This window comes from Streptomyces sp. NPDC088254 (assembly GCF_044740925.1).
GTDB lineage: Bacteria > Actinomycetota > Actinomycetes > Streptomycetales > Streptomycetaceae > Streptomyces.
The window spans coordinates 150948-168784 of the sequence record NZ_JBIURQ010000013.1; the positions used below are offsets into that span (position 1 = coordinate 150948).

Annotated in this window: 18 protein-coding genes; 9 read left to right on the forward strand and 9 right to left on the reverse strand. The window is 71.7% G+C overall.

All coding sequences use genetic code 11. From position 1 onward, the window contains the following. Nucleotides 1–164 precede the first annotated feature (164 nt). Together ACIOC0_RS33305 and ACIOC0_RS33310 are read left to right on the forward strand one after the other, a co-directional pair. Complete coding sequence (locus ACIOC0_RS33305; RefSeq protein ID WP_402159443.1) at nt 165–1163, forward strand: DUF4097 family beta strand repeat-containing protein; 999 nt, start codon at nt 165–167, stop codon at nt 1161–1163. 1 nt (nt 1164) lies between these two features. Further along, nucleotides 1165–2199: a helix-turn-helix transcriptional regulator gene (locus tag ACIOC0_RS33310; RefSeq protein ID WP_402159444.1), complete on the forward strand. Its 1035-nt coding sequence runs from the start codon at nt 1165–1167 to the stop codon at nt 2197–2199. A gap of 33 nt (nt 2200–2232) precedes the next feature. On the opposite strand, the gene ACIOC0_RS33315 is transcribed toward ACIOC0_RS33310, so the two are convergent. The 4 genes from ACIOC0_RS33315 to ACIOC0_RS33330 form a co-directional block, all read right to left on the reverse strand. Continuing rightward, nucleotides 2233–2805 carry a Clp protease N-terminal domain-containing protein gene (locus tag ACIOC0_RS33315; protein ID WP_402159445.1) on the reverse strand — a complete coding sequence of 191 codons (573 nt, stop codon included), beginning with the start codon at nt 2803–2805 and terminating at the stop codon, nt 2233–2235. Continuing rightward, complete coding sequence (locus tag ACIOC0_RS33320; RefSeq protein ID WP_351095105.1) at nt 2805–3014, reverse strand: helix-turn-helix domain-containing protein; 210 nt, start codon at nt 3012–3014, stop codon at nt 2805–2807. Before ACIOC0_RS33320 ends, ACIOC0_RS33315 begins: the two co-directional genes overlap by 1 nt. Nucleotides 3015–3084: 70 nt before the next feature. Continuing rightward, nucleotides 3085–4050, reverse strand: a complete 966-nt coding sequence (locus tag ACIOC0_RS33325; RefSeq protein WP_402159446.1) for a zinc-binding dehydrogenase — start codon at nt 4048–4050, stop codon at nt 3085–3087. Nucleotides 4051–4191: 141 nt separating this feature from the next. Further along, entirely contained in the window at nt 4192–5424 is a 1233-nt protein-coding gene (locus tag ACIOC0_RS33330) for an NADP-dependent malic enzyme (RefSeq protein ID WP_402159447.1), read from the reverse strand. A gap of 650 nt (nt 5425–6074) precedes the next feature. Here ACIOC0_RS33330 and ACIOC0_RS33335 point away from each other — a divergent pair. The 3 genes from ACIOC0_RS33335 to ACIOC0_RS33345 are packed head-to-tail and all read left to right on the forward strand — an operon-like array spanning nt 6075 to nt 8790. Continuing rightward, entirely contained in the window at nt 6075–7043 is a 969-nt protein-coding gene (locus ACIOC0_RS33335; protein WP_402159448.1) for an ABC transporter substrate-binding protein, read from the forward strand. 29 nt (nt 7044–7072) lie between these two features. After that, nucleotides 7073–8032, forward strand: a complete 960-nt coding sequence (locus tag ACIOC0_RS33340; protein ID WP_402159449.1) for an amino acid ABC transporter permease — start codon at nt 7073–7075, stop codon at nt 8030–8032. Further along, nucleotides 8029–8790, forward strand: coding sequence for an amino acid ABC transporter ATP-binding protein (locus ACIOC0_RS33345; protein ID WP_402159450.1), 762 nt, complete (start codon nt 8029–8031; stop codon nt 8788–8790). The genes ACIOC0_RS33340 and ACIOC0_RS33345 overlap by 4 nt, the downstream gene beginning before the upstream one ends. Before the next feature lie 65 nt (nt 8791–8855). Here ACIOC0_RS33345 and ACIOC0_RS33350 read toward each other — a convergent pair whose 3' ends face one another. After that, nucleotides 8856–9614: a class I SAM-dependent methyltransferase gene (locus ACIOC0_RS33350; protein ID WP_352250354.1), complete on the reverse strand. Its 759-nt coding sequence runs from the start codon at nt 9612–9614 to the stop codon at nt 8856–8858. 98 nt (nt 9615–9712) lie between these two features. Here ACIOC0_RS33350 and ACIOC0_RS33355 point away from each other — a divergent pair, with 98 nt between their 5' ends. Further along, entirely contained in the window at nt 9713–10342 is a 630-nt protein-coding gene (locus ACIOC0_RS33355) for a CGNR zinc finger domain-containing protein (protein ID WP_352250356.1), read from the forward strand. Here the strand turns inward: ACIOC0_RS33355 and sodX are convergent. Further along, a complete protein-coding gene (sodX, locus tag ACIOC0_RS33360; RefSeq protein ID WP_402159451.1) occupies nt 10246–10680 on the reverse strand; it encodes a nickel-type superoxide dismutase maturation protease in 435 nt (144 codons plus the stop codon). The two genes, ACIOC0_RS33355 and sodX, sit on opposite strands and share 97 nt — an antisense overlap. A gap of 145 nt (nt 10681–10825) precedes the next feature. Here sodX and sodN point away from each other — a divergent pair, with 145 nt between their 5' ends. Further along, complete coding sequence (gene sodN / locus ACIOC0_RS33365; RefSeq protein WP_351095090.1) at nt 10826–11221, forward strand: superoxide dismutase, Ni; 396 nt, start codon at nt 10826–10828, stop codon at nt 11219–11221. A gap of 149 nt (nt 11222–11370) precedes the next feature. Next, nucleotides 11371–12120, forward strand: a complete 750-nt coding sequence (locus ACIOC0_RS33370) for a VOC family protein (protein ID WP_402159452.1) — start codon at nt 11371–11373, stop codon at nt 12118–12120. A gap of 368 nt (nt 12121–12488) precedes the next feature. On the opposite strand, the gene ACIOC0_RS33375 is transcribed toward ACIOC0_RS33370, so the two are convergent. Beyond that, entirely contained in the window at nt 12489–13604 is a 1116-nt protein-coding gene (locus tag ACIOC0_RS33375) for a family 2 encapsulin nanocompartment cargo protein polyprenyl transferase (protein WP_402159689.1), read from the reverse strand. A 112-nt stretch (nt 13605–13716) separates the two neighbouring features. Beyond that, complete coding sequence (locus ACIOC0_RS33380; RefSeq protein ID WP_402159453.1) at nt 13717–15123, reverse strand: family 2B encapsulin nanocompartment shell protein; 1407 nt, start codon at nt 15121–15123, stop codon at nt 13717–13719. 156 nt (nt 15124–15279) lie between these two features. Here ACIOC0_RS33380 and ACIOC0_RS33385 point away from each other — a divergent pair, with 156 nt between their 5' ends. Continuing rightward, entirely contained in the window at nt 15280–16209 is a 930-nt protein-coding gene (locus tag ACIOC0_RS33385; protein WP_402159454.1) for a 1-aminocyclopropane-1-carboxylate deaminase/D-cysteine desulfhydrase, read from the forward strand. A gap of 2 nt (nt 16210–16211) precedes the next feature. Here the strand turns inward: ACIOC0_RS33385 and ACIOC0_RS33390 are convergent, their stop codons facing one another. Next, a complete protein-coding gene (locus ACIOC0_RS33390) occupies nt 16212–17810 on the reverse strand; it encodes a Na+/H+ antiporter (RefSeq protein WP_402159455.1) in 1599 nt (532 codons plus the stop codon). Nucleotides 17811–17837: the final 27 nt, after the last annotated feature.

The following is a 17837-nucleotide window of genomic DNA, read 5'->3' on the forward strand; positions in this document are numbered from 1 at the left end:
TCCGGCGGCTGCTGTCCGCGGTTCGCCGCCGTCCTCGTCCAGGGGCGCCCTTCGGGGCGCCCCTTTCGTGTGTCTTGACTTTCCGTGACCGCGATATATCGTGTTTGACGGGAGACGCGATATGGCGTGTCACCCGCCCCTGTCCCTTGCCTGGGAGGTCTGCCATGTCCGAGTGGTCCGTCGCCGAGCCGCGCAAGCTCGCCTTCGACGAGCCCGTCAGCGAGCTGCACGTACGCGTGGTCAACGGCACGGTGAACGTCGTGGGCACGGACGACGGCGGTCCCGCCCGCCTGGAGGTGTCGCACATCGAGGGACCGCCCCTGGTGGTCACCCATCGCGACGGCATCCTGACCGTGGCCTACGAGGATCTGCCCTGGAAGGGGTTCCTCAAGTGGCTCGACCGCAAGGGGTGGCGCCGCAGCGCCGTCGTCTCGCTCGCCGTGCCGGCGGGCACTCGCGTGGAGGTGGGCGCGGTGAGCGCCGGGGCGGTCGTCTCCGGGATCGACGGACGCACCGAGGTGAGGGGCGTCTCCGGGGACACCACGCTGGTGCGGCTGACCGGGCCGGTGCGCGCGGACACCGTCTCCGGGAGCGTGGAGGCCCAGGCCCTCACCGGCGATCTGCGCTTCAACTCGGTCTCCGGGGACCTGACCGTCGTGGAGGCGGGCTCCTCGGTGAAGGCCGACTCGGTGAGCGGATCGATGATCGTCGACCTCGATCCCGCGAGCCGCCCCACCGACATCGGCCTGACCAGCGTCTCGGGTGAGATCGCGATCCGGCTCCCCCACCCGGCGGACGCCGAGATCGAGGCGAACACGGCGAGCGGCACGGTGTCCAACGCCTTCGAGGACCTGCGGGTCGCCGGCCAGTGGGGCGCCAAGCGGATCACCGGCCGGCTCGGCGCGGGCAGCGGCAGGCTGAAGGCGACCACGGTCTCCGGCTCGATCGCCCTGCTGCGCCGCCCGGCCACCGAGGAGGACGGCCCCTGGGAGGCGGAGGAGGACTCCGGGACGGCACAGGGGCGCGCCGCCGGGTCGCCCGACGGCTCCGGGCCCCGCACAGGGCACAATGCGACTTCCGGCCCGGGTGACGCGCCCTCGCCCCCCTCGGACGGCTCCCCCGACGCCCCGGCCGACAGCACGACCGACAAGAAGGTGCTCTGACATGCCCCCCGTCTTCGCCCACGGCCGCCTCCGCCTCTACCTGCTGAAGCTTCTGGACGAGGCCCCGCGCCACGGCTACGAGGTGATCCGCCTCCTGGAGGAACGCTTCCAGGGGCTGTACGCGCCGTCGGCGGGCACCGTCTACCCCCGGCTGGCCAAGCTTGAGGCCGAGGGCCTGGTCACCCACACCACCGAGGGCGGCCGCAAGGTGTACGCCATCACCGACGCCGGGCGGGCCGAGCTGGCCGACCGCAGCGGTGAGCTGGCCGACCTGGAGCTGGAGATCCGCGAGTCCGTCGCTGAGCTCGCCGCGGAGATCCGCGCCGATGTGCGCGGCGCCGCGGGCGATCTGCGGCGCGAGATGCGGGCGGCGGCCACCGAGGCCCGGCGCGACCCGACGGCCGGCGGGGACGCGCACGCGTACCCGGGCGACAACGAGTCGTGGCGGGCCGCCAAGGAGGAGATGCGCCGGGCCAAGCAGGAGTGGAAGGAACAGGCCCGCCGCGCCAAGGACGAGAGCCGCCGGGCCCGCGAAGAGGCCCAGCGGGCCCAGCGGCAGGCCAAGGAGGCCCAGGACAAGGCCCGTGCCCAGGCCCAGGAGGAGGTGCAGCGCATAGCGCGGCGCGTCCAGGAGCAGGTCCAGAGCCACTTCGCCCGGGGCGACTGGCCGACGGGCGTGCGGGAGGGCCTGACCGAACTGGCCAAGGAGTTCGGCGAGTTCGGCAAGGACTACGGCAGGGAGTTCGGGCGCGACTTCGGCTTCGGCCGCGCCGGCAAGGAGACCGCGACCGCGCCTCCGGCGTACTCGCAGACACCGGAGGACTTCCCGGCCGAGTACGAGCCGGCCTGGGCTCACGAGGAGGCCGGCGGCGACCCGGTCCGCGACCTGGAGCGCCTGCTGGACCGCTTCCGCGACGACATCCGCGACGCGGCGCGTGACAACGGCGTGACCCCCGACCAGCTCCGGCTGACCCGCCGCCACCTGTCAGCGGCGGCGGCCCACATCGGCGCCGCTCTCAGGAGCCCGAAGCCCTGAGCACCGGGGGCCGAGAGAGAGGGCGGCGGTCGTTCAGCCCGCCTGGGCCTGGTTCTCGCCGTAGAGGACCCGGGTCAGGGCCGCGTGAGTGACGCCCTGGTCGGCGAGGGTCTCGGCGGGCGGGCCGGGGCGGGCGGTGAGGGCGAGCAGCAGGTGCTCGTCGCCGATGTGCCGGTCGCGGTGGGCCAGGGCGATGCGCAGGGACTGCTCCAGGACGTCCTTGCCGTCACGGCCGAAGCGGGGACGCCCGCTCCGGCCGGTGCCTGAACCGCCCCGGTGCCCATCGGCCATCGCTCCGACGCCGTGGGTCTCCTCCACCCGGGAGACGATCTCCGCGACATCGATGCCGAGGCCGGCGAGGGCGTCGGCGTCGGCCCGGGAGAGGCCCGCCCTGCGCCGCGCCTCCCCCAGCGCCAGGCGTACGGACCGCCGACGCTCCTCCGTCAGCCCCAGAGCGGTCAGTGCGAACGATCCCCGGCTCGCCGTCCGGTCCAGCAGGGCGAGCAGCAGATGCTCGGCGCCAACCGTCCGCACGCCCGAGCCCTGGCACTGCTCGACGGCGTCCCGTACGACGTCCCGGGCGTCCTTCGTGAACCGTTCGAACATCACTGCCTCCCGTGCTTCTTGTGGACGGCTTGCCTGCTGATGCCGAGTTCCGCCGCGATCTCCTGCCACGACCACCCCTGGTCGCGGGCGCTGCGCACCTGCACCGCCTCCAGCTGCTCCAGCAGCCTGCGCAGGGCGGCGACGGCACGCAGCCCGACCCGGGGATCGCGGTCGCCGGCGCGTGCGGCGAGATCCGTTGCTTCGGTCATGCCGTCAACTTACGTTGACACGAGAGGGGCGTCAACCCTGGTTGACACGCAAGGGGTGCTTCAGCGTCGGTCACGAATGTGTGAGGACGACCTTCCCGAACAGGTCGCCGGACGCGAGGCGTTCGAAGCCCTCGCGGGCTCGGTCGAGGGGAAGGACCTCGTCGATGACGGGGCGGACGCCGGTCGCGGCGCAGAAGGCGAGCAGGTCCTCCAGCTCCTCCTTGGTGCCCATCGTGGAGCCGACGACCTTGAGTTCCAGAAAGAAGATCCGGGTCAGCTCGGCGTGCGAGGGCCGGTCCCCGCTCGTCGCGCCCGAGATCACGAGCGTGCCGCCGGGCCGCAGGGACTTCACCGAGTGGGACCAGGTGGCCGCGCCGACGGTCTCGATGACGGCGTCCACCCGCTGCGGCAGCCGGGCGCCCGGCTCCAGCGCCTCGACGGCGCCCAGCTCCAGCGCGCGCTTGCGCTTGGCCTCGTCCCGGCTGGTCGCGAAGACGCGCAGCCCGGCGGCCCGGCCGAGCACGATGGCGGCCGTGGCCACCCCGCCGCCGGCCCCCTGGACGAGCACGGAGTCACCGGGCCGTACACCGGCGTTGGTGAAGAGCATGCGGTAGGCCGTGAGCCAGGCCGTGGGCAGACAGGCGGCCTCCTCGAAGGAGAGTCCCTTCGGCTTGGGCAGGACGTTCCAGGTCGGCACCGCGACCTGTTCGGCGAAGGTGCCCTGGTAGCGCTCGGTGAGGATGGAGCGGGGCTCGTCGGGTCCGACGCCGTGCCCGGTCTGCCCGATCACGGAGTGCAGGACGACCTCGTTGCCGTCCTCGTCGACGCCGGCGGCGTCGCACCCGAGGATCATCGGCAGTTTGTCCTCGGCGAGGCCCACCCCGCGCAGGGACCACAGGTCGTGGTGGTTGAGGGAGGCGGCGCGGACGTTGACGGTGCTCCAGCCGGGCCGGTGCTCGGGGGCGGGGCGCTCCCCCGACTCCAGTCCGTTCAGCGGCTGGTCACGATCGATGCGAGCGGCGTAGACGGCGAACATGCAGCCGACGATAGGGTCCGCGCCCGGCGGGCGAAACCGGACGCCGCTGTGAGACATGCCCTCTTGCCAACCGGCCCGGCGAGGGGCGCACACAGCCGGACGGCCCCGCCCGTGCGGGCGGGGCCGTCCGTGGAAGTCGCGTCAGCGACGGGCCACGCCCTCCGCCCGCGCGGCCGCGGCCACCGCCGCGGTCACGGCGGGGGCGACCCGCTCGTCGAACGGCGACGGGATCACGTAGTCCGCGGCGAGGTCGTCGCCGACGACGCCGGCGAGCGCCTCGGCGGCGGCGATCTTCATGCCCTCGGTGATCCGGGACGCCCGCACCTGCAGCGCGCCCGCGAAGATGCCCGGGAACGCCAGCACGTTGTTGATCTGGTTCGGGAAGTCCGACCGCCCGGTCGCGACGACCGCCGCGTACTTGTGGGCGACCTCGGGGTGCACCTCGGGGTTGGGGTTGGCCATGGCGAAGACGAACGCGCCCTCGGCCATCGAGGCCACCGCCTCCTCGGCGACCGTGCCGCCGGAGACGCCGATGAAGACGTCGGCGCCCGCGAGCGCGTCCTCCAGCGAGCCGGTCAGCCCCGCCTTGTTGGTGAACCCGGCCAGCTGGCGCTTGACGTCGGTCAGGTCCTCCCGGTCCGCCGAGACGACGCCCTTGCGGTCGGCGACCGCGACGTCCCCGACGCCGGCCTCGACCAGCATCTTGGCGATGGCGACACCGGCCGCGCCGGCCCCCGAGATGACGGCCCTGAGGTCGGCGATGGCCCGCCCGCTCAGCCGCGCCGCGTTGCGCAGCGCCGCCAGCGTCACGACCGCCGTGCCGTGCTGGTCGTCGTGGAAGACCGGGATGTCCAGTGCCTCCTGGAGCCGGCGCTCGACCTCGAAGCACCGCGGCGCCGAGATGTCCTCCAGGTTGACGCCGCCGAACGAGGGCGCGAGGCGGACCACGGTCTCGACGATCTCGTCGACGTCCGTGCAGGCGAGCGCGATCGGGACCGCGTCGACACCGCCGAACTGCTTGAAGAGGATCGCCTTGCCCTCCATCACCGGAAGAGACGCCTCGGGCCCGATGTCACCGAGCCCGAGGACCGCCGTGCCGTCGGTGACGACGGCCACGACGGACGACTTCCAGGTGTAGTCGTTCACCAGCTCCGGCTGTTCCGCGATCGCGGTGCACACGCGAGCGACGCCGGGAGTGTAGGCGAGGGACAGGTCGTCCTTGTCGCGAATCGGGACGGTGGCCTGCACGGCCATCTTGCCGCCGCGGTGCAGCGCGAACGCCGGATCGAACGAGTCGAGGGGCTCCGCACCGCCCTCCGTGGCCGTATTGTCCGCTTCGCTTTCGCTGCGAGGATTGACGATCTCCGCTGCCACTGTGTCTTACCCCTTAGGTGTTCATGGATGAGGGTGGCCACTCCTGGTTGAGAAGTGGGCGGGCATCGCGCAGGTCCCAGGCGGTGATACGTACGGGCCTGCGCGTCGGGCGCGCCGCACACGCGCCCTGAGCCCCGGATGAGGGGTGTGAAGAACCTTCTTACCGGACGGACGCGCCCCAGGACGAGTCCAATCCGTGCAAGGTCACATGCCGCATCTTGCAGGAGTCCCACAGCCCCCGCACGTCACGGCGACAACCGCATGCCGCCGACCGCCCCGGCGAGCCCTCGGTGATCATCTCAGTGACATGGCTCTCACGCCGAAGCACGAGGGCGAGGACCAGACATACTCTTGACACGCACTCAAGTCGGCGTACACACCGTATCTCCGGCGACCGCATCGTGAGATGGACCGAAGATCTTTCGGCCGGAGGAATGGATTCCAGGAGAAGGTGCGGCCCAGTGCGGCCGTGATGTACCGGACTGATGCGGTTCGGGGGTCGCCCGTTATCCGATTTTGACATGGCTGCCCCCTCGAATGGCGCAGTCCGAATGGCAAGATGCGGTAATCACACGAGGTCGCGACACCCGAAGGTGTGTGTTCTCGTCGACCCATCGGCATCTCCATTCCATCCGCCGGAGGCACTCACCATGTCCGCACGTTCCATCCGCCCTACCACCGCCGCGCGCACCCGGCTAGCCGCGGTCGGTTCCCTCGCGGTCGCGGGCGCCCTGCTGCTCACCGCCTGCGGTGACCAGACCGCCGGCGGCAGCGGCAGCGGCGACGTAGACGCTTCGGGCAAGGCCGGCACGGCGCCCCTCTTCGCCAAGCTGCCGAAGAAGATCCAGGACGCGGGCGTCATCAAGGTCGGCACCAACGCCGAGTACGCGCCGATGGAGTATGTCGAGGGCGGCAAGATCGTGGGCGTCGACCCCGACATCGCCGCCGCGCTCAGCAAGCAGCTCGGTGTCGAGTTCAAGTTCACCTCCGGCTCCTTCGACGGTCTGATCACCGCGGTCAACACCGGCCGCTACGACATCGCCATGTCGTCGATCACCGACAACAAGCAGCGCCAGGAGGGCCTGGACGACAAGGGCAAGAAGCTGGGCGAAGGCGTCGACTTCGTCGACTACTTCACCGCCGGCACCGCCGTCTACGTCAAGAAGGGCAACCCGAAGGGCATCAAGTCCATCGAGGACCTCTGCGGCCAGACGGCGGCCGTGCAGCGGGGCACCACCTACGAGGAGGCCCTGAAGACGCAGTCCAAGAAGTGCACGGAGGGCGGCAAGAAGGCCATCACGATCGAGTCGTTCGAGAACGACACCGAGGCCCAGACCCGGGTGAAGTCGGGCGGCGCCGTGGCCGGCGTCAACGACTACCCGGTCGCCGTGGACATGGCCCGCAAGGCCGACGGCGGCAACGCCTTCGAGGTCGTCGGCGAGCAGTACGACGCCGGCCCCTTCGGCATCGTCGTCGACAAGCAGAACACCCAGCTGCGCGACGCCCTCAAGGAGGCCGTCGACGGGATCATCAAGGACGGTTCGTACCAGAAGGTGCTGGAGAAGTGGGGCGCCCAGAGCGGCGCGATCAAGGCCGCCCAGATCAACGGCGGCAAGTAAGACCCCAGCACCACTGAAGGGCAGTCCCCATGACTGACAAGCTCGACAAGTCCGACGCGGGCGCACCGCCGGCCGACCTGCCTCCGGTGACGAAGGACACGGCGTTCGCCGGCCCGCCGGAGGCCATCAAGGCCGTACCCGTGCGCCACTACGGCCGCTGGGTCAGCGCCGTCGTCGTTCTCGCACTCCTCGCGCTGCTGGTCAACGCCTTCGCGCACGGCGACATCCGCTGGCAGTCGGTGTCGGACAAGCTGTTCGACTCGACCGTGATCGCGGGCGCCGGCCGGACGCTGCTGATCAGCCTCCTGTCCATGGTGCTCGGCGTGGCCCTGGGCGTGCTGCTGGCCGTGATGCGGCTGTCGAAGAACCCGGTCACCAACAGCGTGGCCTGGCTGTACATCTGGTTCTTCCGCGGCACCCCGGTCTACGTCCAGTTGCTGATGTGGTTCAACCTGGCGCTGATCTTCCCGATCCTGAACCTCGGTCCGATCTACAAGGACGAGATGACGGACGTCATGACGCCGTTCATGTGCGCCCTGCTGGGCCTCGGCCTGAACGAGGCCGCGTACATGGCCGAGATCTGCCGCGCCGGCCTGCTGGCCGTCGACGAGGGGCAGACGGAGGCGGCTCACGCGCTCGGCATGAGCCACGGCAAGACGCTGCGCCGGATCGTGATCCCGCAGGCCATGCGGGTGATCGTGCCGCCGACCGGCAACGAGTTCATCAACATGCTGAAGACCTCGGCGCTGGTGTACGCGGTGACCTACAACGAACTGCTGCGCTCGACCTCGGTGATCGGTTCCCAGTCGTACGCCGTGATGGAGATGCTCTTCGTCGCCTCGATCTGGTACCTGGTCATGACCAGCGTGTTCAGCGTCTTCCAGTACTACCTGGAGCGCTACTACGCGCGGGGTTCCAGCCGGAGCCTGCCGCCGACGGTCTTCCAGAAGATCAAGGCGAACCTGTTCGGATCGAGGAGCGTGGCATGACCGCGATGGTGAAGGCCGAGGGCGTCCACAAGTCCTTCGGCGCGGTCGAGGTCCTCAAGGGCATCGACCTGGAGGTCCAGTCCGGCGAGGTGTTCTGCCTGATCGGCCCGTCCGGTTCCGGCAAGTCGACCTTCCTGAGGTGCATCAACCACCTGGAGAAGATCAACGCCGGCCGTCTGTACGTCGACGGGAACCTGGTCGGCTACCGGCAGAAGGGCGACAAGCTCCACGAGCTCAAGGACAGCGAGGTCGCGCTGCAGCGCCGGGACATCGGCATGGTGTTCCAGCGGTTCAACCTCTTCCCGCACATGACGGCGGTGGAGAACGTGATGGAGGCGCCGGTCCAGGTCAAGGGCACGAGCAGGGCCCAGGCCAAGGAGCGCGCGATGCAGCTCCTGGACCGGGTGGGTCTGGCCGACAAGGCCGGGAACTACCCCTCGCAGCTCTCCGGCGGCCAGCAGCAGCGGGTGGCCATCGCCCGCGCTCTGGCGATGGACCCGAAGCTGATGCTGTTCGACGAGCCGACCTCGGCCCTCGACCCGGAGCTGGTCGGTGACGTCCTCGACGTCATGCGCGACCTCGCCGAGTCCGGGATGACGATGGTCGTCGTCACCCACGAGATGGGCTTCGCCCGCGAGGTCGGCGACAGCCTGGTGTTCATGGACGGCGGCGTGGTCGTCGAGGCCGGCAACCCGCGCGACGTCCTGACGAACCCGCAGCACGAGCGGACGAAGGCGTTCCTGTCCAAGGTGCTGTGACCCGACCCGGGTGAGGGGGCGGTACGAGATCCTTCGTACCGCCCCCTTCGCGTGTGCGGGTCCTACTACTTGAGGGCGAGCAGCAGGGTGTCCGACGGCGAGCACCACACCGGCCGGGCCTCGGCGAAGCCCTTCTCGCGCAGTACGCGCGCGTGCCAGGCGGCGGAGGGCATGTCGCCGTCGGCGTGCTCGCCGTAGATCTCGAAGCGGCGGGCGGTGGGTCCGGCGAGGACGGGGTCGGCGGCGGCGAGCTGCCACCACTGGGCCCAGTCGACGGCGCCGGCCTCCTTGGCCCGGTCCATGTGGGCGTGCCGCAGCGCCCGCTCGGCGGCGTTGATCCGGGGCGTGGTGTCGTCGATCATGTGGTCCGCGTTCATGAAGACGCCGCCGTCGCGGACGAGTCCCGCGATCCGGCCGTAGAGGTCCGCGAGGGGTTCGCTGTGCAGCCAGTGCAGGGCCGTGGCGGTCAGCACGGCGTCGTAGGAGTCGTACGGCAGCTTCGCCGTCCAGTGCGGGTCCTTGAGGTCGGCGGTGACGAGGCGGACGCGGTCGTCGCCGGCGAAGGTGCCCTCGGCGATGGTGAGCAGGGCCGGGTCGAGGTCGACGCCGGTGCTGGTGGCGTCGGGGAAGCGGGCGAGCAGCCGGGCGGTGACGGTGCCGGTGCCGCAGGCGAGGTCCAGGACGCGCGGGGCGGTGCCGACGAGCGCCTCCACCATGTCGAGCATGACGCGGAAGCGATCCTCCCGGTCCGGCATGTACCACTCCTGCTGCCGGTCCCAGCTCTGCTGCCAGCGCTGCCAGTCGGTCCCGGTGTCCATGGCCATGAGAGCCCCCTCGTCGGTCGATACGTAATACCCTGAAAGCACGATCAGTCGTTACCTGACCGTCCCACGACCATAGAGCCCTCCCGTAAGGACTACAAGTGGAACTGGCCCATTACTCGGACTACGCCGTCCGTCTCGTCAACAGCGAGGCGCCGGCGCAGGGCAAGGACTCGCTGACCTCGGTCCAGGCCGTCCGGGACCTGTTCGGCGCCAACGGGTCGGCGGCCCGCCGGGCCACCGACGCGGACGTGACCCGCTTCCGCGCGGTACGGGGCCGGCTGCGCGCGGTGTTCGAGGCTGCCGACGCCGGCGACGAGACCCTCGCGGTCGACCTGCTCAACTCGTTGCTGCTGGAGTTCCCGGTCAGCCCCCAGATCTCCGGCCACGACACCCGGGACGAGGACGACCGCCCGCTGTGGCACATGCACCTCGCCGACCACCCCTCCAACGCGACCGCCGGCTACGCCGCCATCGCCGCGATGGGCCTGGCCTTCCACCTGACCGAGTACGGCGTCGACCGGCTCGGCCTGTGCGAGGCCGCCCCCTGCCGCAACGCCTACCTCGACACCTCGACCAACCGCTCCCGCCGCTACTGCTCCGACCGCTGCGCCACCCGCGCCAACGTGGCCGCCTACCGCGCCCGCAAGCGCCTGGAGGCCGACCGGCCGGCCGGCACCGGCCTGGCGGCGGAGAGCGCCCAGCGCACCAGCGCCAGCGGCGAGCGCTGATCCGGCCCGAGCGGCCGGTAGCGGAACCACACCCTGCCCAGGATCAGCTCGTCGGGCACGGCGCCGTAGTCGGTGCTGTCGCCGCCGGCGTAGGCGTTGTCCCCGAGCACCCACCACCCGCCCGCACGGCGCTCGACGGCCCGCTTGACGACCAGCAGGTCCTGCTGGAAGGGATGCCTCAGCACGACGACGTCACCGGCCCTGACCCTGGCCCCGTACCGCACCAGCAACTGGTCGCCGTGACGCAGCGTGGGCACCATCGACGGGCCGGTCACCTCCGCCAGCCCGAAGGGCGCGGCCGCCCTCGTGCGCTCGGTCTCACGCGACAGCTCCGGCATCCCCGGCACCTCCCCTGGTTGTTCCCCCACCAGTCTGGGTCCCGCCTCCTACTTTTGTCCCAAGCCCTAGGGGGCACTCGCGAAAACCTGTCCGGCGAGGAGTAATGTCCCACCTGAGAAGACGATCACGAGGAAGGAACGCTCCATGCTTTCCCGCCTGTTTGCCCCCAAGGTGAAGGTCAGCGCCCACTGCGACCTGCCCTGCGGCGTGTACGACCCGGCCCAGGCCCGCATCGAGGCGGAGTCGGTGAAGGCCGTGCAGGAGAAGATGGCCGCCAACGACGACCCGCACTTCCAGGCGCGTGCCACCGTCATCAAGGAGCAGCGCGCCGAACTCGCGAAGCACCACGTCTCCGTGCTGTGGAGCGACTACTTCAAGCCCCCGCACTTCGAGAAGTACCCCCAGCTGCACGAGCTGGTCAACGAGACCCTGAAGGCCCTGTCGGCCGCCAAGGCCTCCACGGACCCGAAGACCGGCGAGAAGGCCCTGGAGCTGATCGCCGAGATCGACCGCATCTTCTGGGAGACCAAGAAGGCCTGATCTCCGATCACGCCGTTCGACCTGCGCCCGACCGCTGTCGTCGCAGAGTCTTCGTGACCGCACCCGGCCCGCGGGGCGCCGATCCGGCGTCCGTCGCGGTCCGGGTGCGGTCGTGCGGGGCCGCTCACGTGCCGATCTACGATCGGCGGATGAGTTCACCTGCCCCAGCCGCCCTCGTCCGCTGGACGTACGCCTTCGTCGACCGGCCCGCCGGGGGCTTCGAGTCGGCGTGTGCTTTCTGGACCGCCGTCACGGATACGCGGGTGTCCTCACCCCGGGGCGAGGACGGCGAGTTCGTCACGTTGCTCCCGGAGGGCGCCGACGCGTGTGTGAAGGCGCAGGGCGTCACCGGCGGTGACGGCGGCGCGCATCTCGACTTCTGCGCGAGGGACGTACCCGCGTTCGTGGAAACGGCGTGCGCGTCGGGCGCGGAGACCGTCGCGGCGCACGACGGGTGGTCCGTGCTGCGGTCGCCCGCCGGGCAGTTGTTCTGCGCGGTGCCCTGGCACGGGGAGTCCGCGCGGCCGCCGGTGGTGGCCGGCAGCCGTCTGGACCAGGTCTGCGTCGACGTCCCGCCGTCCGCCTACGACACCGAAGTCGCCTTCTGGAGCGGCCTCCTGGCCGGCCAGGGCTGGACGCCCCGGCCGGGCTCGCTGCCCGGCTTCCACGTGGTCGCCCCGCCCGCGGGGCTGCCGATCCGGATCCTGCTCCAGCGGCTCGGCGAGGAGCGGGGCGTGTCCGCGCACCTCGACCTGGCGTGCGGCGGCGGGATCGACGCCGTGCGCGCCCGTCACGAGGCGCTCGGCGCGAGCCTCGTCGCCGTCCACCCGCACTGGACGGTGCTGCGCGACCCGGCGGGCGGGCTGTACTGCCTGACCGCCCGCGACCCGCAGGCGTGAAAGGCTCGTGCTCGACGGTCGCCGGGTCCCGCGTGAACGCGAGCCCGGCGCTGGTCGGACGTGACGGATATCGGGTCAGGTCGTGGGGGCCGTTGGAGTGTCGGCCGGGTCCGGTTCGGAGGTGGGGTGGGTGTTCTCGGGGTGACCGTGCAGTTCGACGCCTCCCTCTTCGTACGACGCGCAGCCGGGGTTGTGGCACGGACCCGCTACCCATCGCGGGACCCAGGCGCCCAGCGTCTTGTGACGCCGGACGACGGTGTCTACGGCCTGCCCGCAGTCGGGACAGACGTGGTTTTCCCTGTCCATGTCCTCAGAGTAGGACGGTTCCCGCCGGCGTGAGTAGGTGTCGGCGGGCACCGCTCCCGCGGTCAGCTACTGCGCCGGGTGACGAACTCCGCCAGGGACAGCAGGCCCGTCGCGGACTCCGGTTCCGGGACCGCCCGGGCCAGCTCGGACATCGCCCGGGCCATCCGGTCGGCCGCCTGCTCCTGCGCCCACTCGCGCCCGCCGGCCCGCTCCACGGCCCGCGTGGTGCGCTCCAGGTCCGCCGGGTCGTACGGCCTCGCGTACAGCTCGGCCAGTTCCGCGGCCGCCGGGGTGCCCGAGGTGAGCGCGGCGACCACGGGCAGGGACTTCTTGCGGGCGGCCAGGTCCGCGCCGGCCGGCTTGCCGGTGCGCCGGGGGTCGCCCCACAGGCCGATCACGTCGTCGATGAGCTGGAAGGCGAGCCCGGCCTGCCGGCCGAACGAGTCCAGCGCCTCGACGTCCGCCCCGGACGCCCCCGCGTACAGCGCGCCCATCGCGCAGGCGCAGCCGAGCAGCGCGCCCGTCTTCGCCTCGGCCATGACGAGCACCTCGTCGAGGGTGACCTCGGCGGGGTGCCGCTTCTCCAGCGCCGTGTCCGCCTGCTGCCCGGCGCACAGTTCGACCACGCAGGCCGCGAGCCGGGCGGCGGCCGCCGGTGACGCCGGGTGCCGGTCCTCGGCGAGCATGCCGAGGGCGAGCGCCTGGAGGGCGTCCCCGCCGAGGATCGCGTCGGCGTCGCCGAACACGGTCCAGGCGGTGGGGCGGTGCCGGCGGGTGGCGTCCCGGTCCATCACGTCGTCGTGCAGCAGCGTGAAGTTGTGGACCAGTTCCACCGCGGCGGCCGCGCGGACCGCCGCCGTACGGGCCGCCGGGCCGCCGAGCGCGGCGGCCGCGGCGAGGACCAGCGCGGGACGGATCGCCTTGCCGGCGTTGCCCGCGGCCGGTGTGCCGTCGGCGTGCTCCCAGCCGAAGTGGTAGAGCCCGATACGGCGCATCGAGCCGGGCAGCGATTCCAGCGCCGTGCGCAGGGCGGGGTCGACGACGGCGCGCGCGTCCTCCAGGATCGCCGCCGCCTCCTGCCCCTCGGCGGCGGCCCCCGGTGGGCCGCCGTCCGACCGGCTCGCGGCGGAGGAACGCCGCTGCCGTGCCCCGCCCGGATGGGGCCTGGTCTCCGTCACTTCGGTCATGAGGTCCCCCTCGCAGGGTCCGCGGACGGTGGCGGCAACACGGCCGCCGGGCATCGCGTGCCCCCCGGCCGCCCCCGCCCCCGGCGCGTCAGGGCCGGCGTGGTCACCGCCAGCGGCCGATCTCGACGTTCTCCAGGACGCCCAGCGCGTCCGGCACCAGCACCGCGGCCGAGTAGTAGGCCGTGACCAGGTACTTGATGATCGCCTGTTCGTTGATGCCCATGAACCGCACGGACAGGCTGGGCTCGATCTCGTCCGGGATGCCGGACTGGCGCAGCCCGATCACGCCCTGCTCCTGCTCGCCGAGACGCAGCGCGATGATCGAGCTGGTCCGGGCCTCGGTGACCGGGATCTTGTTGCACGGGTAGATCGGCACCCCGCGCCAGGTCGGGATGCGGTTGCCGGCGATGTCGATCGTCTCGGGGACGAGCCCCCGCTTGTTCAGCTCACGGCCGATCGCGGAGATCGTGCGCGGGTGGGCGAGGAGCATCTTCGTCCCGCGCCGCCTGCTGAGCAGTTCGTCCAGGTCGTCCGGGCTCGGCACGCCGTCGTGCGGCTGGAGCCGCTGGTCGTACTCGCAGTTGTGCAGGAGTCCGAACTCCCGGTTGTTCACGAGCTCGTGCTCCTGGCGTTCCTTGAGCGCCTCGACCGTCAGCCGCAACTGCTGCTCGGTCTGGTTCATGGGCTGGTTGTAGAGGTCGGCCACCCGCGTGTGGATGCGCAACACCGTCTGGGCGATGCTCAGTTCGTACTCGCGCGGCCGGGCGTCGTAGTCGACGAAGGTGTGCGGGATGTCGGCCTCTCCGGCGTGGCCGGCGGCGAGGTCGACGGACTTCTCGCCGTAGCGGTTGGTCTGCTGCGCGGGGATGGAGAGCAGCGAACGCAGGTGCGCGCGCAGGGAGTCGGCGCGCTCGGCGACCTGCTCGAAGTCGGCGCGGGACAGCGTCAGCACCGTGCAGGTGGTGTCGGCGCGCGCGGTGTACTCCCAGATGGACTCGCCGTCCAGCAGCGCCTGGTCGCCGAAGTACGCGCCGTCGGCGAGGACGCCGAGGACCTGGTCGTCGCCGTAAGGGCCGGTGCCGATCTTCTCCACCCTGCCGTGCGCCAGCAGATGGACCTCGTCGGTCTGGCTGCCGAAGGAGGCGATGACCTCGCCCGGGGCGTACTGGCGCTGGCGGCAGCGCTGGGCCAGCTCGCCGAGCACCTCCTCGTCCTCGTAGGAGCGCAACGCCGGCAGTTCGCCCAGTTCGGCGGGGATGACCTCGACGCGGTCGCCGGTCTTGACGAACGTGACCCTGCCGTCGCCGACCGCGTACGTCAGTCGTCGGTTCACCCGGTACGTGCCGCCCTGCACGTCCACCCAGGGCAGCGTCCGCAGCAGCCAGCGGGAGCTGATCTCCTGCATCTGCGGTGCGGACTTGGTCGTGGTGGCCAGGTTCCGCGCGGCCGCGGTGCCGAGGCTCTGCTGCGGCTTGCCCTGCTCGGCGCGGACCTCTTCGCCTACCGACATAAGGAATTGCCCTCCCGGTCATGCACGGACGCCGTGATGCGCCGCTGCACTGTTTCGTCCGCAAGCCTTCCATCACGCAGGGTGCTCGTGCTATTACACGAACGAGGGGGAATGGATCACCGGGGGCCTGGGAAGAGCGCTTTCCCCGCCCGAACGATGTTCGACAATGGCCTGGTGACCAGCTCCCTTCCGTTCGATCCCGCCGCGCTGCGCCCCCGGCTGCCCTCGCCCGTGCAGGAGGTGTCCGACGAGCGGTTCGCCCGGCGCGGAGTGCGGCTGTGGCTCAAGCGGGACGACCTGATCCATCCGGAGCTGATCGGCAACAAGTGGCGCAAGCTGGCGCCGAACCTGGCCGCGGCGCGGGGGCGGACGGTGGTGACGTTCGGCGGCGCGTACTCCAACCATCTGCGGGCCACGGCCGCCGCCGGCCGGCTCCTCGGCCTGCCCACGGTGGGGGTGGTGCGCGGGGACGAGCTGGCGGACCGCCCGCTGAACCCCTCCCTGGCCCGCTGCGCCGCCGACGGGATGCGGCTGCACTTCGTCGACCGGGCGGCCTACCGCCGCAAGAGCGAGCCGGACGCTCTCGCGGCCCTTCTGCGCGCCGCCGGCGCCGAGGACACGTACGTCGTCCCGGAGGGCGGCAGCAACGCGGCGGCCGTCCGCGGCTGCCGGGCGCTGGGCGATGAGCTGCGGGGGCGCGGCGACGTCGTCGCCTTGGCCTGCGGCACCGGCGGCACGCTGGCCGGACTGGCCGCCGGCCTCGGTCCCAGCCAGTCGGCGCTGGGCATACCCGTCCTCAAGGGGGGCTTCCTCGGCGACGAGGTCCGGGCCCTGCAGGCGGAGGCGTTCGGCGGGCCGCGCGGCCGGTGGCGGCTCGACGAGCGCTTCCACTTCGGCGGGTACGCGCGCGTGCCGGCCGCTCTCGACGCCTTCGCCGACGACTTCGAGCAACGGCACGCCCTGCCGGTCGAGCGTCTCTACGTCGCCAAGGCGCTGTACGCCCTGACCGCCCTCGCGGAGGAGGGCGCCTTTCCACGCGGCGCCCAGGTCACGGCGGTGGTCACGGGCTCCCCGTTCCCCGCCTGACGTCATCCCGCTTCGCGGAAGGCGGCCGCCTCCTCCAGGTCGAGCCGGCGCAGCAGCGTGCGCAGCATCTCGTCGTCGATGTGGCGGCTGTCGCGGAGGCGGACGAACACCTCGCGTTCGGCGCTGATCATCTCGCGGGACAGCCGGCGGTAGGTGTCGTCGACGGTCTCGCCGGTGACCTCGTTGACCTGGCCGAGGCGCTCCCAGACGGCGTTGCGGCGGCGCTCCAGGACCGTGCGCAGACGGTCGGCGAGGGGCGGGGGGAGGGCGTTGCGCTCGTCGGCGAGGAGGGCGTTCAGGCGTTCCTCGGCGACCCGGGAGGCCTGCGCCTGCGCGTTGGCCTCGGCGAGCGTGGCGGCCTGCGGGTCGACCGCGGGGAACTTCAGCAGCCGGATCAGCGGGGGCAGGGTCAGCCCCTGCACGACCAGGGTGCCGATGACGGTGGTGAACGTCAGGAAGAGGATCAGGTTGCGGTGCGGGAAGGGCTCCGTGCCGTGGGCGATGGTGAGCGGGATGGAGAAGGCGATGGCGAGGGAGACCACGCCGCGCATGCCGGCCCAGGCGATGACGATCGGTCCCCGCCAGGTCGGGTCCTCCTCACGCGCGCGGATGCGCGCCGACAGCAGCCGCGGCAGGAAGGTCGCCGGGTACACCCACAGGAAGCGGGTCGCGACCACGACGAGGAAGAGGGCGACGGCGTACCAGGCGGCGTCCGGGCCCTCGTACGCGTCGAGCCCCTTCAGGACGACCTGGAGCTGCAGGCCGATCAGGGCGAAGACCGCCGACTCCAGGATGAAGGCGACCATCTTCCACACCGCTTCCTCCTGGAGGCGGGTGGCGAAGTCGACCTCCCACGCGCGGTGGCCGAGGTACAGGGCGACGACGACCACGGCGATGACGCCGGAGGCGTGGAACTGCTCGGCGGCGGAGTACGCGACAAACGGGATCAGCAGGGACAGCGTGTTCTGCAGCAGCGGCTCCTTCAGGTGCGTGCGCAGCCAGTGCAGCGGCGCCATCAGGATGAGCCCTACGGCGGTGCCGCCGACCGACGCGATCAGGAACTCCTCGACGCCGCCGACCCAGGACGCGCCCGTGCCGACGACGACCGCGAGGGCCACCTTGTAGGCGGTGATCGCGGTGGCGTCGTTCAGCAGGGACTCGCCCTGGAGGATGGTGGTGATCCGCGAGGGCAGTCCGACCCTGCGGGCCACCGCGGTCGCCGCGACCGCGTCCGGCGGGGCGACCACCGCGCCCAGCACCAGCGCGGCGGTCAGCGGCAGGCCGGGGATGAGCAGGTGGGCGGCGTAGCCGACGGCGACCGTGGCGAACAGGACGTATCCGACCGAGAGCAGCGCCACCGGCCGCAGCTGCGCGCGCAGGTCCAGGTAGGAGCTGTCGGTGGCGGAGGTGTACAGCAGCGGGGGCAGCAGCAGCGGCAGGACGATGTGCGGGTCGAGGGTGTAGTCGGGGACGCCCGGCACGAACGACGCGGCCAGGCCGGCCGCCACCAGGAGCAGCGGGGCGGGCACCGGGGTGCGCCGGGCCGCCCCGGCGATCGCCGCACTGCCCGCCACCAGCAACAGCAGTGGCATCACGTCCATGTCGTCCCGCCCTCGGTTTTCCGCGCG

Bases quoted from the DNA above. Each gene is read 5' to 3' on its own strand.
- sodN (WP_351095090.1), top strand. From the start codon at position 10,826: ATGCTTTCCCGCCTGTTTGCCCCCAAGGTGAAGGTCAGCGCCCACTGC.
- ACIOC0_RS33315 (WP_402159445.1), bottom strand. From the start codon at position 2,805: ATGTTCGAACGGTTCACGAAGGACGCCCGGGACGTCGTACGGGACGCC.
- ACIOC0_RS33345 (WP_402159450.1), top strand. From the start codon at position 8,029: ATGACCGCGATGGTGAAGGCCGAGGGCGTCCACAAGTCCTTCGGCGCG.
- ACIOC0_RS33380 (WP_402159453.1), bottom strand. From the start codon at position 15,123: ATGTCGGTAGGCGAAGAGGTCCGCGCCGAGCAGGGCAAGCCGCAGCAG.
- ACIOC0_RS33385 (WP_402159454.1), top strand. From the start codon at position 15,280: ATGTTCGACAATGGCCTGGTGACCAGCTCCCTTCCGTTCGATCCCGCC.
- ACIOC0_RS33370 (WP_402159452.1), top strand. From the start codon at position 11,371: ATGAGTTCACCTGCCCCAGCCGCCCTCGTCCGCTGGACGTACGCCTTC.
- ACIOC0_RS33335 (WP_402159448.1), top strand. From the start codon at position 6,075: ATGTCCGCACGTTCCATCCGCCCTACCACCGCCGCGCGCACCCGGCTA.
- ACIOC0_RS33340 (WP_402159449.1), top strand. From the start codon at position 7,073: ATGACTGACAAGCTCGACAAGTCCGACGCGGGCGCACCGCCGGCCGAC.
- ACIOC0_RS33310 (WP_402159444.1), top strand. From the start codon at position 1,165: ATGCCCCCCGTCTTCGCCCACGGCCGCCTCCGCCTCTACCTGCTGAAG.
- ACIOC0_RS33325 (WP_402159446.1), bottom strand. From the start codon at position 4,050: ATGTTCGCCGTCTACGCCGCTCGCATCGATCGTGACCAGCCGCTGAAC.
- ACIOC0_RS33320 (WP_351095105.1), bottom strand. From the start codon at position 3,014: ATGACCGAAGCAACGGATCTCGCCGCACGCGCCGGCGACCGCGATCCC.
- ACIOC0_RS33350 (WP_352250354.1), bottom strand. From the start codon at position 9,614: ATGGCCATGGACACCGGGACCGACTGGCAGCGCTGGCAGCAGAGCTGG.
- ACIOC0_RS33390 (WP_402159455.1), bottom strand. From the start codon at position 17,810: ATGGACGTGATGCCACTGCTGTTGCTGGTGGCGGGCAGTGCGGCGATC.
- ACIOC0_RS33305 (WP_402159443.1), top strand. From the start codon at position 165: ATGTCCGAGTGGTCCGTCGCCGAGCCGCGCAAGCTCGCCTTCGACGAG.
- sodX (WP_402159451.1), bottom strand. From the start codon at position 10,680: ATGCCGGAGCTGTCGCGTGAGACCGAGCGCACGAGGGCGGCCGCGCCC.